Source organism: Paenibacillus phoenicis, assembly GCF_034718895.1.
Lineage (GTDB): Bacteria > Bacillota > Bacilli > Paenibacillales > Paenibacillaceae > Fontibacillus > Fontibacillus phoenicis.
On record NZ_JAYERP010000001.1, the window covers coordinates 1,427,900 to 1,444,058 of the forward strand.

The 16,159-nt window shown below is 55.2% G+C and carries 12 protein-coding genes; 2 read left to right on the forward strand and 10 right to left on the reverse strand.

The features are described from left to right. Positions 1 to 16: 16 nt before the first annotated feature. The 9 genes from mutL to U9M73_RS06750 form a co-directional block, all read right to left on the reverse strand. Positions 17 to 2,128 carry a DNA mismatch repair endonuclease MutL gene (gene mutL, locus U9M73_RS06710; protein ID WP_323076600.1) on the reverse strand — a complete coding sequence of 704 codons (2,112 nt, stop codon included), beginning with the start codon at positions 2,126 to 2,128 and terminating at the stop codon, positions 17 to 19. A gap of 371 nt (positions 2,129 to 2,499) precedes the next feature. Next, a complete protein-coding gene (gene mutS / locus U9M73_RS06715) occupies positions 2,500 to 5,355 on the reverse strand; it encodes a DNA mismatch repair protein MutS (protein ID WP_323076601.1) in 2,856 nt (951 codons plus the stop codon). Between the two features lie 74 nt (positions 5,356 to 5,429). Then, on the reverse strand, positions 5,430 to 6,944 hold the full coding sequence (locus U9M73_RS06720) for a putative amidoligase domain-containing protein (protein ID WP_323076602.1): 1,515 nt from the start codon (positions 6,942 to 6,944) through the stop codon (positions 5,430 to 5,432). A gap of 146 nt (positions 6,945 to 7,090) precedes the next feature. Then, positions 7,091 to 7,636 (reverse strand): outer spore coat protein CotE, encoded by a 546-nt coding sequence (gene cotE / locus U9M73_RS06725; protein ID WP_260071912.1) that lies wholly within the window; start codon positions 7,634 to 7,636, stop codon positions 7,091 to 7,093. A gap of 64 nt (positions 7,637 to 7,700) precedes the next feature. After that, positions 7,701 to 8,696, reverse strand: coding sequence for an aromatic acid exporter family protein (locus U9M73_RS06730; RefSeq protein WP_323076603.1), 996 nt, complete (start codon positions 8,694 to 8,696; stop codon positions 7,701 to 7,703). Between the two features lie 175 nt (positions 8,697 to 8,871). After that, the gene (locus U9M73_RS06735; RefSeq protein WP_244268292.1) at positions 8,872 to 9,618 is read right to left on the reverse strand and encodes an ABC transporter permease; all 747 of its coding nucleotides are present in this window, start codon (positions 9,616 to 9,618) and stop codon (positions 8,872 to 8,874) included. Between the two features lie 68 nt (positions 9,619 to 9,686). Next, positions 9,687 to 10,481: an ABC transporter ATP-binding protein gene (locus tag U9M73_RS06740; protein ID WP_323076604.1), complete on the reverse strand. Its 795-nt coding sequence runs from the start codon at positions 10,479 to 10,481 to the stop codon at positions 9,687 to 9,689. A gap of 34 nt (positions 10,482 to 10,515) precedes the next feature. Next, the gene (locus tag U9M73_RS06745) at positions 10,516 to 11,517 is read right to left on the reverse strand and encodes an ABC transporter substrate-binding protein (RefSeq protein WP_036646375.1); all 1,002 of its coding nucleotides are present in this window, start codon (positions 11,515 to 11,517) and stop codon (positions 10,516 to 10,518) included. 198 nt (positions 11,518 to 11,715) lie between these two features. After that, positions 11,716 to 13,233, reverse strand: coding sequence for a carboxypeptidase M32 (locus U9M73_RS06750; RefSeq protein WP_323076605.1), 1,518 nt, complete (start codon positions 13,231 to 13,233; stop codon positions 11,716 to 11,718). Positions 13,234 to 13,375: 142 nt separating this feature from the next. On the opposite strand from U9M73_RS06750, the gene U9M73_RS06755 reads away from it, so the two are divergent. Next, the gene (locus tag U9M73_RS06755) at positions 13,376 to 13,699 is read left to right on the forward strand and encodes an iron-sulfur cluster biosynthesis family protein (RefSeq protein WP_009226578.1); all 324 of its coding nucleotides are present in this window, start codon (positions 13,376 to 13,378) and stop codon (positions 13,697 to 13,699) included. 197 nt (positions 13,700 to 13,896) lie between these two features. On the opposite strand, the gene U9M73_RS06760 is transcribed toward U9M73_RS06755, so the two are convergent. Further along, positions 13,897 to 15,141 carry an IS110 family RNA-guided transposase gene (locus tag U9M73_RS06760; protein WP_016310842.1) on the reverse strand — a complete coding sequence of 415 codons (1,245 nt, stop codon included), beginning with the start codon at positions 15,139 to 15,141 and terminating at the stop codon, positions 13,897 to 13,899. Between the two features lie 405 nt (positions 15,142 to 15,546). Here U9M73_RS06760 and U9M73_RS06765 point away from each other — a divergent pair, with 405 nt between their 5' ends. Continuing rightward, the gene (locus tag U9M73_RS06765; RefSeq protein ID WP_009226577.1) at positions 15,547 to 16,119 is read left to right on the forward strand and encodes a beta-class carbonic anhydrase; all 573 of its coding nucleotides are present in this window, start codon (positions 15,547 to 15,549) and stop codon (positions 16,117 to 16,119) included. Positions 16,120 to 16,159 lie beyond the last annotated feature (40 nt).

Genomic DNA, 16,159 nt, shown 5'->3' on the forward strand with positions numbered 1-16,159 from the left:
CCTCCGTTTGCGTTGGTTACATGACCCGCTTAAACAGCTTCTCCAAATCATACGTGGAGAACGAAACGATGATCGGCCGCCCGTGCGGGCAGGTGTACGGCTGTTTGCAGGCAGCCAGCCGGCGAATCAGCGTGTTCGCCTCTTCCGGCGTCAGCTTTTGGTTCGCCTTGATCGACGCCTTACACGAGACCATCGTGGATGAAGCCTCTCGCAGCTTGGCCAGGTCGATGGCCCGTTCGTTCAGCACCCATTCGGCCATTTCTTCAATAATGCTCGCTTCCTCTCCTTGCGGGAACCAGTACGGATGCGCAACCACACGGAAGGTGCCGCCGCCGAAATGCTCGAGCACAACCCCAACCTGTTCGAACCAGTGCAGTCGCTCCTGCAGCTTGGCGCTGTCCGATGGGGTAAATTCCAATGTAATCGGAATGAGCAGCTCCTGGGAAGCATCGGCCGGGCGGCCAAACTTCTCGTAATAGTATTCGTAATTTACGCGTTCATGTGCGGCATGCTGGTCGATGATATAGAGCCCCTGATCGTTTTGGGCGATCAGGTAGGTCCCGTGATGCTGTCCGATCAAGGACAGCTCGGGAAACGCCGGAAGCTCCGGCGCCGCCGCAGGCGAGCCGTACAACGCTTCCGGCATCTCCTGCAGCCGCTCGGATGGCAGCGGCTGCCGCTCGCCGCCGCCCCCGTAGGCGGCGGCGCTTGGTTGGCCAAGCCCGCCTTGCGGCTTGGCCTGGCTTGGCGCGGCGCCGTACGTGCCGGCGCCGGCTGCGCCCCGCTCCCGCAGCGTCAGGCCTTCGGCCGCTGCGGGAGCGTCATAGGCGGCGCTGCGCGGCAGCGCGCCGCCCGCACCGGGCGCACCGGCTGCGCTCGGTGCGCCGCCCATCGGGGCGCCGCTCGCAGGCGCCCCGGCCCAGCCGCGGTCCGCGCCCGCGGACCGCGGGGCTGCGCCACGCTCCACGCCGCCATTGCCCGGCGGCCGGAGCGTGCTTTCCGCCGCCGCAGCCGTCTGGCCGGCGGCGGAAGCGCCCTCCTCCGCGCCTAGAGGCGGCGCGGGGAAGTGGAACTGCTCCTGGATCACGGAGCGGTTCGGGCCTTTCCCGATCGTCTGACGCACGACTTGCGGGATCAGCACCTGCCCGGACAGCACAGCGCGCACGCTGTTCTCCACAAAACTGTTCAGCTCCGGCTCCTTGCTGAAGCGCACCTCCAGCTTGGACGGATGCACGTTCACGTCAACCAAGGATGGGTGCATCTCCAGCATGAGCACCACCAGCGGATACCGATTAATCGGCAACAGCGTGTGATACGCGCGCAAAATCGCCTGATGAAGCCCTTGATTCCGGATATACCGGCCGTTCACAATCGTCGACATGCCCGAGCGACTGGACCGCGCCAAATCCGGACGCCCAATATACCCCGTCACCCGGTAATCCAGATCCTCCGCTTCAATCGGCACCATTCCTTTGGAGGCATTCACGCCATAGACGGCCGCAATGACCTGCAGCAGATCGCCGCCTCCCGGGCTTTGCAGCAACGTATTGCCGTTATGCCGCAACGTAAAAGCAATCTCAGGATGAGCCAGCGCCTGACGATACATCGTATCAGAGATATGCCCCAGCTCGGTCTGGATCGTCTTCATATACTTCAGCCTTGCCGGTGTATTGTAAAATAATTCCTTGACCACGATATCCGTTCCTTGCGGGGCAGCGATGTCCTCATTGAGTTTCAACGAGCCGCCTTCGATTTCAATCACCCGCCCGAGCCCGGAATCGTTGCTTGAAGAGACCAGCCGAACCTTGGCGACCGCCGCGATACTGGGTAAGGCTTCACCGCGGAACCCGAGGCTCCGGATCTGGAACAGGTCGCGTCCGGAGGTAATTTTACTTGTCGCATGGCGGTAAAACGCTGTTTCACAATCCTCCGGTTCAATCCCCGAGCCGTTGTCGGTCACGCGGATCAGCTGCATTCCACCCTCTTCAACGGCGACCTCGATTTTGGTAGCCCCTGCGTCAATGGCGTTCTCCACCAGCTCCTTGACCACCGAAGCCGGGCGCTCGACCACTTCCCCAGCGGCAATCTGGTTAGCGATATGCTCGTCTAATATTGCGATTTTTGCCATAGCTATTCCCTCCCTCCTTGTTTGACCGATCTTACGAAATCTGGACAAATCTATATGAAATTTCATATATATTCCCGAAAAAAACGACCAAATCGCCGTTTCTATTCGAAATTTCATACATAATCCGGGGCATGTCCGGGATTTCGCTCCAATCTATTCGATTTTTCATATACATTCTGCTAAAACCGCGGAACTGAACTTCATTCTATTCGAAATTTCATACACAATGGCACCGAGCGGACAATTTCCCAAGCCGTGGTGGTGCCCATGCATAGATATCATCACACATAAACCGTTTGGTTCCTCAAAATCATCGTACAACGTTGCCCCTGTTCCGTTCTGTAACTGACTTCCTAGTACCTACCGTACGTTTACAGATCCTTCGCCTTCATCTTCAGATCATTGACCAGCTGCATAGCCTGCAGCGGTGTCATGTTCACCAAATCGGCATTTTTAATCAGGTTAATGATCGTACGTGTTGCCGGATCTTCCGGCGCCTGAGCGGCTGGCTTTGCTTGAACCAGCGGCTCATCGTCGCCAAACATCGAAAGCTGCACGACCGGGCCAACTTCACCGGCAAGCGGCTCAGCCGTAGCCGCAGCTTCCATCTCAGCCACAGCCTCTGTTGCTGCCGAAGCTGCAGCAGCATCCGCTGAAGCCGTACCCACAGCTGCTCCTGCAGCTGCTGCCGTTACCCGCACTACTTGATCGTTCTGCTCCTTCGTCACAAGCGGCTGAGCCGCCTGCGAAGAAGCTGCGGCTGTTGCAGCCACATCCACCGTTGCTGTCCCAGAGGTTAAACCAGCCCCCGCAACGCTGCCCCCGTCCGCCAACGGACTTTTCTCCTCCAGCTCTTTCAGCAGCCCGTACGCCCGGCCGATGATCTCATCCGGCAGGCCGGCCAGCCGCGCGCAGTAGATGCCGTAGCTGGTGTCGGCCGCGCCGGGGATCAATTTGCGCAGGAAGTGCACCTTGTCGCCGCTTTCCTGCACCGCCATGCTGTAGTTATTCAGCCCGCGAAGGCTGTGCTCCAGGTAAGCCAGCTCATGGAAATGCGTCGACACCAGCGCCTTGCAGCCAATCCGGTCGTGGACGTATTCGATCACGGCCTGCGCAATCGCCATCCCTTCGCTGGTCGAGGTGCCCCGGCCCAGCTCGTCGATGATGATCAAGCTGCGCGGGGTGGCCTTTTCCGTCATGATCTGAATATCGGCCATCTCCACCATAAAGGTGCTTTGCCCGCCAATCAGATCGTCTGCTGCCCCAATCCGCGTGAAAATGCGGTCGACCAGCGGAATCTCCGCTTTGGACGCCGGCACAAAGCTGCCGATTTGCGCCAGGATCGAAATCAGCGCAACCTGCCGCATATACGTGCTCTTTCCAGCCATGTTAGGACCCGTGATCAGCAGGATGCTCGCCTCGTCCTTGCGGAGCTCCGTACTGTTGGCGATAAATGCTGTATCCTTCATCACCGCTTCCACCACCGGATGCCGGCCTTGCTCCACAATGAAATCGTAGCCGTCGGTCAGCTTCGGCTTCACAAAGCTGTTGTCCGATGCCACCTGCGCCAGCGAGCGCAGCACATCGATTTCAGCAATTTGCTCGGCCAGCTTCTGCAGACGAGGGATATCGGCGGCGATCCGTTCACGCAGCTCGTTAAATAACGTGTATTCCAGATCAACCATTTTCTCCTCGGCTTCGAGAATCAGCGCTTCCTTCTCCTTCAGCTCCGGTGTCACAAAACGTTCGGCATTCGCCAGCGTCTGCTTCCGTTCATACCGCCCTTCCGGGAGTAGAGACAGATTGGCCCGCGTCACTTCAATATAATATCCGAACACTTTGTTGTAGCCGATCTTCAGCGATTTGATCCCGGTGGCTTGCCGTTCAGCTGCTTCCAGCTCGGCAATCCAGCGTTTGCCGTTGACGCTGGCCTCTCGAAGCTCGTCCAATCGCGTATGATACCCTGCCTTGATCAGGCCTCCATCCCGCACCGACACCGGCGGATCGTCAGCAATCGCCGCATCAATCATGTCGGCCAGATCCGCACACTCATCCATCGCCGAAGCGATCCGACGCAGCGTGTTCGATGACGAATCCGCGCATAGCGTCTTAATCGCCGGCACCTGAAGCAGGGATGTCTTGAGAGCGACCAAATCCCGGCCGTTCGCATTGCCGAAGGCGACGCGTCCCACCAGCCGCTCCAGATCGTAAATATCCTGCAGAGCGCCGCGCAGATCCTCACGCAAAATAAATGCGCTGTACAGATGCTCCACCGCTTCCAAGCGTTCCTCGATCCGCGCTTTCTGCAGCAGCGGCTTGTCGATCCAGCGCCGCAACAGTCTAGAGCCCATCGACGTTTCCGTGCGGTCGAGCAACCACAGCAGCGAACCTTTCTTCGAACGCTCGCGAACCGTTTCGACCAATTCCAAATTCCGCCGCGTAAACGGGTCCAAAATCATAAAATGCTCGGGCTCATAAGCCGATATTTTCGTGAGTTGACCCAGCGAACGCTTCTGCGTCTCGCTTAAATAGCCGACAAGGACAGCGATATTGTCACGCCGCTCCGGCTCAAGGCGAATCCATTCCGCCTCGCCGAACAACGAGCGAGCCGTGTCTTCCTTCGCTTTCGCCCAAGGCGTATACACGACCGGCTTGCTGAGCGGTGCAGCTTGTCCAGCGATCCAATCCAATAACTCGGCGTCCCCGATGATTTCCGCCGGGTCGTATAAGCCGATCTCGTCACGCAGCCACTCTTTGTTGGATGGCGCCGACGTCGAGTACAGCTCCCCCGTGGACAGGTCGCAGGCAGCCAGGGCCATCATCCCCTGCCGTTCGGTGACCGATACGATGTAGTTGTTCGTCCGCTCGCCGACCGTTTTCCCTTCCATAATCGTCCCCGGAGTGATGACCCGGACGATTTCGCGCCGCACCATGCCTTTGGTTTGCGACGGGTCCTCCATTTGTTCACAGATCGCGACTTTGTACCCTTTTTCAATCAATCGATGAATATAATTGTCTGCCGAATGGTAGGGAACACCGCACATCGGAATTTTCTCCTCGGCGCCCCCGTCCCGTCCGGTCAGTGTAATCTCAAGCTCCTTCGCAGCCAGGATCGCATCCTCGAAGAACATTTCATAGAAATCGCCCAGCCGGAAAAACAGAAACGCGTCCTGCGCTTCCGCCTTAATCCGTAGATACTGCTCAATCATCGGCGTGTAGGTAGCCATGATTCCCCTCCAATTAACCTAAGCGCATTTAGGTCTTTCATAGAATCCTATTATAACAGAAAAGGGCAACCCGGTTATGAAGGATTTTGCAATTTCCAGGCGGGGCGGATATCCGCAGTTTCGTCCCAGACATGACCGGACTGAACGGCATCAAGCAATGGCGCGATGTATCCCTGATATCGTGAATAGTCCGGAACCTTTTGGATATCGGTGATCAAGCGGGGTAACGCTTCGCGAAGCGGTTGTTTTCTGCCGGTATAAAACGCCGTCCAAACCGCATCCTTTTCCAGCGGTCTTGCCTTTAACCGATCCGCATTCTCGATAATTAGGCACGCTAACGCCACGACCCCTTTGGTGACGAGCGGAGAGATCAGGAAGCTGGGTAAAGTGCGATATTCGAAGCCGCCGTACTCCTTAATCCGAAAATCGCCAAGAAACCCGTATTTCGGCCGGCGGGGCGCACTTCGGGGGTCCTCCAGCAGGGCCAGCGGCAGCGCCAGATAGTTGTCAAGCGTCCGCAGCAGCTCTGGGGTTAGCAGCACTCCGCTGAAATGCAGGTGTCCGCCTAGCGGAAAACCGCGTTGCGGCATCGCTCCCGCCTGCCAAATCAGCTCCTGATCTTCAATAGAAGCTCGAGCTTCACGAAACGCGCGCAGCAAATGAATAACCACATCGCGTGGTTCCTTGCCGGGGCGTGGCCGCAGCTCCGCTAGCGGAAATAACCGCTGCCCGCGATATCGCAGCACATCGCAACCCGCTTCCCCGTGAAAGTGCAAATAACGGGAAGCCGGAACGACTTTCCTATGGGTCGGATCAAACAGCAAAAACTCCGGGTCCATCCCAATCAACCGCTCTGCCGGCAATTCCTGCAGCTTCTCCTGTTCCTCCAAGGTTCCCCGCATCGCCTGGGCGATGGCCTTGGTTGCCGCACTCCCGATCTCCGAGACGGGGGTGATCGAATCCACCGTAAACCGCCCTTCTTCCCCGGCCGAGATCACCACTTCGCCAAAGTCGAGTCCAACGGCGTATAACGCCCGAACGGCCGTATTTGCCAGGCGTTTATAGAGTGGCGAATCTGGAGACATTGCTTCCCCCAGGAGCGGGAGCGCTTGCCCGGCTTTGCCAAGCGGCCGAATGTCCCAGGCCCGCAAATGGAATACCGTAACGGCAAAGCGGCGGATATAAGACGCAGTAGTGCCCCTGGCCGCATGAGCGTTTCGTACCTGCGATGTTGGCTTCAGCCCAGCCGCTTCGAGCCGGCGGCGCCAGTCTTCCAGCGAGTGCATCGGCCGGCCCAGCACGATCTCTTGTACCCGGCCGCCCCAATACGCCTCCTCGCGGCCATAGTAGATCCATTGGGAAGCATCTGCTGCGGCTCGCGCGAGCCGTTTTCCCGGAGCAGCGCCCGCTGGCTTCCCGCCGGAACTCGAATAGGCGCGTGATAACGACCCGCTGGACGATTCCGGTCCTTTCAACACCCGGTAGGGGCTGCTCATACGTTCCAACGCCTGCAGTAGCCGAGCTTTGAACGCGCTGGAGCCCAGACGGATTTTTAGTACGAGGTGCTCATCCTTCACCACTGAGTTCATCCCCTGTCTTCGTTAGAGGTTTTTTCAAAAAAATAAAAACAAAAAGAGGGCAGCCGCCCTCTTCGACGACGCCCCTGCCGCATATGCTACAGTGTACACTGAAACAGTTGGTACTTACCCCTTTGCCTTCTTGCTTCCTACTCGAATTACAGTTCGTCGTCGAGGAGATCCGGATCCAAATCTTCATAATCGCCGAGCTCGGAGCCGAAATCGTAGTCCTTGTCATCGATGCCGCTGCTCGGCACAACAAGCACGTTCAACTTCGTTTCGGCAACCAGTTCCACCGCGAATTCGCGTTCCACCCGAATGGATACGCGGCCGTCTCCCGATACGGTGGCTTCGACGGTGCTCGGTTCCTGCGTGGCTTCTGCGGACACTTCCACCGTCGACGAACGGTGTCTGGAATCCAAGTAGTTCAGCGGAACATTCTCAACATAAGATACCGTTTCTTTGGCGACCTCAGTCTGCGAGTTTTTGTCGTACGAATACCAGATGTTAATATCGTAAGTACCAATAACTTCAATTCCGTCTCCCGCAGCGACCGCTTCGTACTGGTGGTTGATGATCCAGGCCCCCAGGATGCTCGACGGTTTATGAGGGGGAGTCACGGTATGTGTTACGGTAGAGAACTTACGACCTTTGCCGCAGATCGCTTTCGTGATGATCTCTCTACTTTGATATTTCAATGACATGTTAGAACCTCCTCCATACATCATTCAATACAAGTGTATGCAGGACATTCGTCTAGGGTGACAACTATTTTATCGACGCCTGTTTTCGTTTTGCTCCCCGTTTCTCCGCTATTCGTGGAATGGGGGCTTTATTTTTTTTGGAGACAGCCAGATATAAGGAAAGTTCCCGGCACAGCTGCAAAATGGCTGAACGCATTTCAAATTCCTCACGGGTTGAAGGCATCTCCATTTTCTTGAACTCCTCCTCCAGCTCCGTAAGCATCTGCTCCGTAATCCCCGTATATTCCTCTTGATTTACATCCACGCTAAGCCGGTCAAACAACACGGCCACAAATTCGCCTTGCGGGATACGTTGATACACTTGCGAAATCAGCTCCAGCATCCCTTCGATCCGGCTTAACTGCTCTTTGCGCATGATAAAATACGCCGTCCACGCCTCGTTGGGCGAGATCATCTGGTTCTCGGCTGCCCGCTTCGCGAGCGCGTAGCCCTCATCGATCTTTCGGGCCGCATCGGTGATCTCCTTGCCATCCCATAAGCGATAGGGATCGCGCAGCGAAGCGGCAATCTCTTGAAAGATACGGGAAAACAAGGCATCCACCTCACGCCGAGTTTCCAGCAGCTTGTCTTCCGTTTTGGGCATGTACAGAAAATTAACGACCATGGCCGAACCCAACCCAATGATCAGCAGCTCCACCTGGATTAACAGCACGTGCCAGGAGATCTCCCCGCCGCTGAATACGCGGAACACGACAACGGAGCTGGTCACAATCCCTTCCTTGAAGCCCGCGCGAGCGATCAATGGGAAAGCGACGAGGATGTAAATGGCCAGCACCCAAATATGAAACCCGAGGAAGTAGAAGATGCCAAAAGCAAGCAACAACCCCAAAGTTGAAGCAAAAAAACGTGCCGTTATCGATGCCAGGCTGCGCTTGCGGGTGACGTCGACCCCTAAAATCGCCAGCAGTCCCGCCGAATTGGCACCAGGCACCCCTAAGGCATCCGCAATAAATATTGCCATTAGCGTGGCAATGGCCGTTTTGATCACTCGAAAACCCATGAATTCTCACCCTTTTTGTCGAAAGCGATCTATGAAAATATCCTACTTGATTTCACGCTCCCACACAATCAGATATATTTCATTCGTCCCAGCTCTGTTCAACGGTCGAAACGGTATAATCAGGTAAAGACTACGGCGAAGCTCCCTCCTCCTGCTCGAATGCAAAAAGGGAGCGTTACCGCTCCCTTACCAGCTTCCGTTCGATATAAACGACCAGCTGGTACATCGCTGTCGCCACGATGGCAATGATTACGAGGCTTGACAGCACCAGCGTAAAGTTAAACACCTGAAATCCGTAAACGATGAGGTAACCGAGGCCGATTCGGGCAACAAGGAATTCTCCAACGATGACTCCGACCCAAGCCATCCCCACATTCACCTTCAACGTAGACACGATGGTTGGAAACGAAGCCGGCAGGATTACCTTCAAAAACACGTCGCGCCGGCTCCCCCCAAACGTGCGAATCACCTTTACAAAGTTCGCGTCAACTTCGTTGAAGCTGTTAAAGACGACGAGGGTGGTTACAATCACTGTAATTGATAACGTTGTGACCACAATCGCGGTGAAGCCGGCGCCAAACAGGACGATAAAGATCGGACCCAGCGCTACCTTCGGCATACTATTGAACACGACCATGTAAGGATCCAGCACACGCGATAGAAACGGTGACCACCAAATCAGCACGGCAAGCAATGTGCCGATCAGGGTCCCCAGCAGGAAACCTACTGCCGTTTCACCAACCGTCATCGCCAGATGCGGCCACAATTCTCCGCTTAGCGCATCCTTCACGATCTGCCGTCCTACCTTGGACGGGTAGCTGAAGATCAGTACATCAATCCATTTCAATTGGCCTGCAAGCTCCCATAATCCCACAAACAACACGAGGATTAAGATCTGTACACTCAGCACGTAACGGCTCATCTGACGTTTGCGTTTGCGGTATTGCTGCCATTTCTCCTGCAGCCAGGCTTCTGAAGCGGCCGGTTTCGTCACGGGCGGTGCCAATGGCTATCCCTCCTTTCCGACGTCTCCAGATCGCGCCAGATTTCATGGAATAGTTCATTGAAGCCTTCGGCCTCCCGGGCATAAAACGGCTGGGCTTTCCGGATATTCTCCGGGATCTCGTACATGCTGCGAATTCGCCCTGGTCTGGGGGCCAGCACGATCACCCGATCGCTGACCGCGATCGCCTCCGATAGATCGTGGGTCACCAATACGCCCGTTTTCTTCCGCTGCTTTAGCGTCCCCCACACCAAATCCTCCAGCTGTAGCTTCGTCTGGTAGTCCAGCGCTGAGAACGGCTCATCCAGCAGCAGCAGCTCCGGATCGGTCGCCAGCGTTCGCACAAGGGCCACCCGTTGGCGCATTCCGCCCGACAGCTGATGGGGATACAATTTCGCGGTATCGCCGAGCCCCATTTCGGCCAGCAACGCCCGCGCGTGCTCCACACTTTCCGGCGTTAACCTTCCGGTCAGTTCCAACCCCAGTACGGTATTGCTCAGAATCGTCCGCCACGGGAACAAGTAATCCTGCTGCAGCATATACCCCACCTGCGGGGTGGGGCCCGTTACCGGTTTGCCGTGCAGGAGCACCTCTCCCCGGGATGGGGCCAGCAGACCAGCCATGACGGAAAGAAGCGTGGTCTTTCCGCAACCGCTGGGACCAACCAAACTGATGAATTCGCCAGGCTCTACCGCTAAATTCATCCCTTGCAAGGCGAGGACGGCCTCCCGGTCCGTCACGTAGACCAGATCTAGGTTTTTCAGTTCCACGACAGATGGCAAAAGCGCTCACGCTCCTTTTCCGTTCACGTTCATGTTATTTGACGGATTTGACGGCTTGCTCGGCAAAGCTGTTATCCACCAGCTTATCCGCTTCCACCCGTTCATTGAGTTCTCCGGCGCTTTCCATCACGTCAAGCAGGTTGTTCCAGGCGTCCTCCGCCAAAGCCGGCGTTTCTGCATAGCTTCCCTGCTCCTGATACCGCTTGATCGAGCTGACCAAGATCTCCATGTCCGTATCTTTAAAATAAGGCGCAACCGTCTCGGCAATTTCTTCCGGCGTATGCGATTGAACCCAGCGTTGGGCTTTATGAATCGCATTCGTAAACTTCTGGACGATTTCCGAATGATCCTTGATATAGCTCTGCTTGGTCATAAATACCGTATAGGGCAGCCTGCCGCTCTCCGTACCAAAGGAAGCGACGACGTATCCTTTCCCTTCCTTCTCCACGATGGAGGCTTGGGGTTCAAACAGCTGAACGAATTGTCCCGTTCCCGATATGAATGCAGCCGTGATGTTGGCGAAGTCCACATTCTGGATTAACTCCAGATCCTGATGTGGATCGATCCCGTGCTTGCGCAGGGTGAACTCGCCGGCCATTTGCGGCATGCCTCCCTTCCGTTGACCCAGAAAGACGCTCCCCTTCAACATCTCCCAATCAAATTCGGCGGAGTCCCGGGCAACCAGGAAGGTACCGTCGGTTTGCGTCAATTGAGCGAAGTTGATCACGGGATCTGTGGAGCCTTGCTGATACACGTAAATCGACGTCTCGGCTCCGACCAACGCCACGTCGATGGCCCCCGACAGCAATGCCGTCATCGTTTTGTCACCACCCGCCGTTGTTTGCAGCTCCACGTCCAGTCCTTCTTCTTTAAAGAAACCTTTTTCCAATGCGACGTACTGAGGGGCATAAAATACGGAACGGGTGACTTCCCCGATTTTGACCTTTTGTGCTTTGCCGCTTCCTCCACAAGCGCTTAGCGCTGCGGTCAGGAGGACGATGAGCGCGATCCATAACCCCTTTCTTACGTTGTTCATGCCATTCACCTCTCCTTCTAAATGGGGTTTCATAGCCAATCGATGTCTAGCGGTTGGCCAGAAGATACACTAAATACTATGCGATGGCCTAACAAAAGGTTAAGCCGTGCCGGGGCGTTCCAAGTTCGATGTACGAAAAAAAGCTGCCCCTAAGAGCGGATGAATCCGCCTTAGGGGCAGCTTTCGACCGGCATCGCTTTAGATGCCGTAAATGCTTTTGAATTTCTGTTCTAGATAATCTGCGAGATAGTCCGGGTTTAACTCTTCGCCGGTGACCGCAAGGATCAGCTCCGACGGTTTCCGGCTCTTGCCGTATTTGTAGATTCTGTCGGTCAACCATTCCTTGATCGGCTGGAAGTTCCCTTCGGCGATGAGTTCTTCAAATTGCGGCAGCTCTTTCCGCAGCGTATTGGCGATTTGGGCTGCGTACATATTGCCAAGCGCATAGGATGGGAAGTACCCAAACAGACCGGCCGACCAATGCACGTCCTGCAGTACGCCAAACCCATCGTTAGGGGGAGTCAAGCCGAGATAGTCGCGGTATTTCTCGTTCCATACCTTCGGCAGCTCGCTGACCGGCAACCCTTCATTAAAGAGCATCTTCTCAATCTCGTAGCGGATAATAATATGCAAATTATAAGTCAGTTCATCCGCTTCAATCCGGATTAACGAGTTCTCTACACGATTGATGCCGCGGAAGAACTGCTCCGGCGTAACATCCTTAAGCTGTTTTGGAAAATGCTGCTGCAATTCTCCGAAATACCGCTGCCAGAATTGCAGACTGCGCCCAACGAAGTTCTCCCAGAAACGGGACTGGGACTCATGGATGCCCATCGACGTACCTTGGCCCAGCGGCGTTCCGGCCAGCTCCACCGATACGTTCTGCTCGTAAAGCGCATGCCCGCCCTCATGCAAGGAGCTGAAGATGGCGCTGGCGACATCATCCTGCTTGTAGTTGGTAGTGATCCGCACGTCGCCATGGTTGATCGTTGTTTGGAACGGGTGAACCGTTTCGTCAATCCGTCCAGCTGCAAAATCGTAGCCGATTTGTTCGAGCAGGAACCGGCTGAACTTCGCTTGCTGCTGCGTGTCGTACAGTTGGTTCAGGAAAGGAGCTTCCGGCTTATTCTTAGCCCCAGCCACCGCCTCAACCAATGGAACGAGCCGATCGCGTAGCTGGCCGAAGACCTGGTCGAGTTTCTCGGTAGTCAGGTCCGGTTCATACATATGTAGTAACGTATCATAACGCGTAGCCTTCGGACCCCAGTAGTCGATAAACTCCTGAATCTTTGCCACGATTTTCGTTAAATAAGGTTCAAAGCCGGCGAAATCGCTGTTCTCCTTAAAGTCTTCCCACACCGTTTCGGCATGGGCTGTCAGCTCCGTATATTCGCGGAATTTCTGTGGCGGAATCTTGACGCTTCGGTCGTATTCCTCCTGCACATCGAGCACCATCCGGCGCTTCACATCATCCAATTCCTCCAGGACGGCAGGCTGGTTCAAATAAGCTAAGTACTCGCCCATCTCGGCTGACGTTTGCAGCTTAAAAGCTTCCGTGGACAACAATCCGATGGTCGCTGCCCGGGTCTCCGCCCCTTTGCGCGGTGCACCGGTGCGTAAATCCCAGTTCATCAGCGCGACCGCTTCCCCGTATGCATGAATCTTCTGCAGAAGCTCCCGAAAGAGCTCCCATTTCTCAACCGTTTCCTGTTTCATGACAACTCCCGCCTTTACTGGTGAAATATAGTTGCTACTCTTGATGATACTTTTAACTAAACGTATAATCAAATTTTAAGTAGACGAATTCGTTAATTTTTATTGAAATTTTATTTTGATGTAAAGGAGTTGCCTCTTCCTTATGAAAATCACGCTTAACGCAACGGCCAAAAAAATGATCGACGACAAGTTAGCTGGCCAGCCTGGCTTGCTCCGCCTCGTCTACGATACGGAAAACTGCGGCTGCGGCATGAGCGGTGTTCCCGTACTGAACATCGTATCCGAACCGGGTCCATATGATATTCCCATGGACAATGAAGCCTACCCATTTTGGATTGACAAAATGCAGGCTGTTTTTTTTGAAGAGGAGCTGTCCTTGAAAGGGGAAGAAGCAACCGGGACGTTCCGCTTGGATGGGCCGTCCCAGTTTTACAAATCCAATATTCCATTGGTAGACCGCCGGTAATTCGCCGTATTCGTGCCAACAACAAACAAGTCCAGCGGTATGATGTCAAGCTGTTGATTTAATCGAATTGGAAATTTCCCGTGCCTGTTGAGCGCGGAGTCACGAAAAAAGGGCGCATCAAACCAAGCCCAGCCAAAAACCATGTCAGATACCAGATTTTTACTGGGAATTCGTGAAGGACTAAGGCAAAGGAGGCGTTAATCCTTGGCGCTATTCACCTTCCTTCGAGGCGTGTAGAGTTGGCCGCTGCGTAGCAGCACATCGACCAGACGCACGAGTTTTCTTGCCGTTAAGACGAGGGCGCGTTTGTGTTGATTCTTGGGCACTTCGTGATACTTCTTCCGGTAATATTCACCGAATTCTTCATCGCGCATCCTAACCGAGTTGGCAGCTTCAACGAGGTAGTAGCGCAGGAATCGGTTGCCGGATTTGATGCGGGCGGTGTCCTCCGCCTCGAAGACGCCGGACTGGTGCCTGCGCCACGTCAGACCCGCGTACTTGGCGACGGCGGCTTGATCCTTGAACCGTTCAATATCGCCGAGTTCGCCGAGCAGACCGGCTGCATAGACTTTGCCGATGCCGGGCACTGACAGCAAGCACTGAGCGCCTTGAATGCCGTCGAGGACCCGCTCGATCGCTTTGTCGAGATCCTTGAGCTGCTTCTGGATGCTGCGGATGGATTCGATGGAGGTGCCGAGCACCAGGTCAATCGAATCCTCCACGACCTTGGACAGCCGATAGGAGGCGCGGGCAGCTTGCTGAATGCAGCGGGCGACCCGCTCGGGATCGGGGAAACGATTGCGTCCCTTGTCCCGCAGATAGTCGGCCAGATCGGCCACGTCCATCTCGGCGATGTCATCGAGGCTGAACTTCTCGGAGAGCATCTCCATGAGCGCATGGCCAAACACGGAGCTGTCGACCTCGGTTGTAAACGCATTGCACTTGTAGAACAGGTTCTGCAAGAAGTACTGCTTCTCGCGAGCCAAGTTATGGACCAAGTGGAAACGCATGCGCGTGAGGCGTTGAAGGGCGACATACTGCTCCTGCATGACGATGGTGGTCGTCAGGCGGCCGAAGCGCAGGCGATCCGCAATGACCCAGGCGTCGAGCCGGTCGGTCTTGTCCATATCCGCATAGGCTTCTCTGAACTTGCTGATGAGCTTGGGGTTCAAGGTGAACACCTTGGCCTTGCGCTCTCGAAGCGCTGGATCCTGATGCAGGTACATGGCAGGGTGCCAGCTGTAGACGGAAGTGGCTTCCAAGCCGATGTGAATCTCGGTGACGGCCAACTTGTCCGCTGCAGCGACGATTTGGTCACGCAAGTGCGAGGCGCCATTCAAATTGTTTTTGACGGTGAGTGTCTCAAGCTTGTCACCGTCAGCGTTCATGAAACACGCTTCGAGCTCTTGCGAGCTCACGTCAATACCGACAAAAAGCTTCAAGTGAAATTCCTCCTTTCGCTAGGGATTCAGGGAATGGACGCTCCGGGATGCCTCCGGCGCACGCGCAGATCTATCACCCTCGCGTATGAGGACACACTTCGGGCCATGAGCTGCCCCGGATCTGCTAAAACCGGGCATGGGATGCCGAAGGGAACAGCCAGCGGGTAAGAAGCTCAGACGCGTACCGGAGAAACAGACTTAAGGAGTAGACGATGCTACTGGAGGCAGAAGGATTTCCCCGAATGGACCCTACGTTCCATTGTCCAGAGGCATACCGGAAAGTCCAGTCCCTGATGGAATTTTCAAAGAACAAGCTGGAAATTTGGAGGCTGTTTTCCATCCCCCGGGGGGATGGAAATGAACCTAAAAGAGCTTTTTAAAGATACTATACGAGGAGGTAGTAACATGAATCAATTGCAGTCGATACTGGAGTTCAACCGTAAATTTGTCGAGGAGAAGGAATACGAGAAATATGTAACGGATAAATTTCCTGAGAAGAAAATGGCGATCGTGACCTGTATGGATACGCGGCTCGTCGAATTGCTCCCGAAAGCGATGAACCTGCGCAACGGCGATGTGAAGCTGATCAAGAACGCCGGCGCAATCATTTCCCAGCCTTTTGGGAGCGTCATGCGTAGTCTTCTCGTTGCGATCTACGAATTACATGCCCAGGAAGTATTCATCGTTGGTCATACCGGCTGCGGTATGGCTGCGCTCAATTCGGACCGGATGATTGGCTCCATGCGGGAACGGGGTATCAGCGACGACACGTTGAACACGATCGAGAATTCCGGCATCAAGCTAAACAAATGGCTGCGCGGTTTCGATAACGAGAAGGAAGGGATCATTCGGACCGTCAATATCGTTAAGAGGCACCCGCTCCTTCCTGCAGATGTTCCTGTTCACGGGTTGCTGATTGATTCCACGACAGGCGAGCTGGAACTGATTATCGACGGGTACCAGCCTCTTCCGAAATAAGCCCGACACGACTAGAGATAACCTGCATCTATGGGAAAGG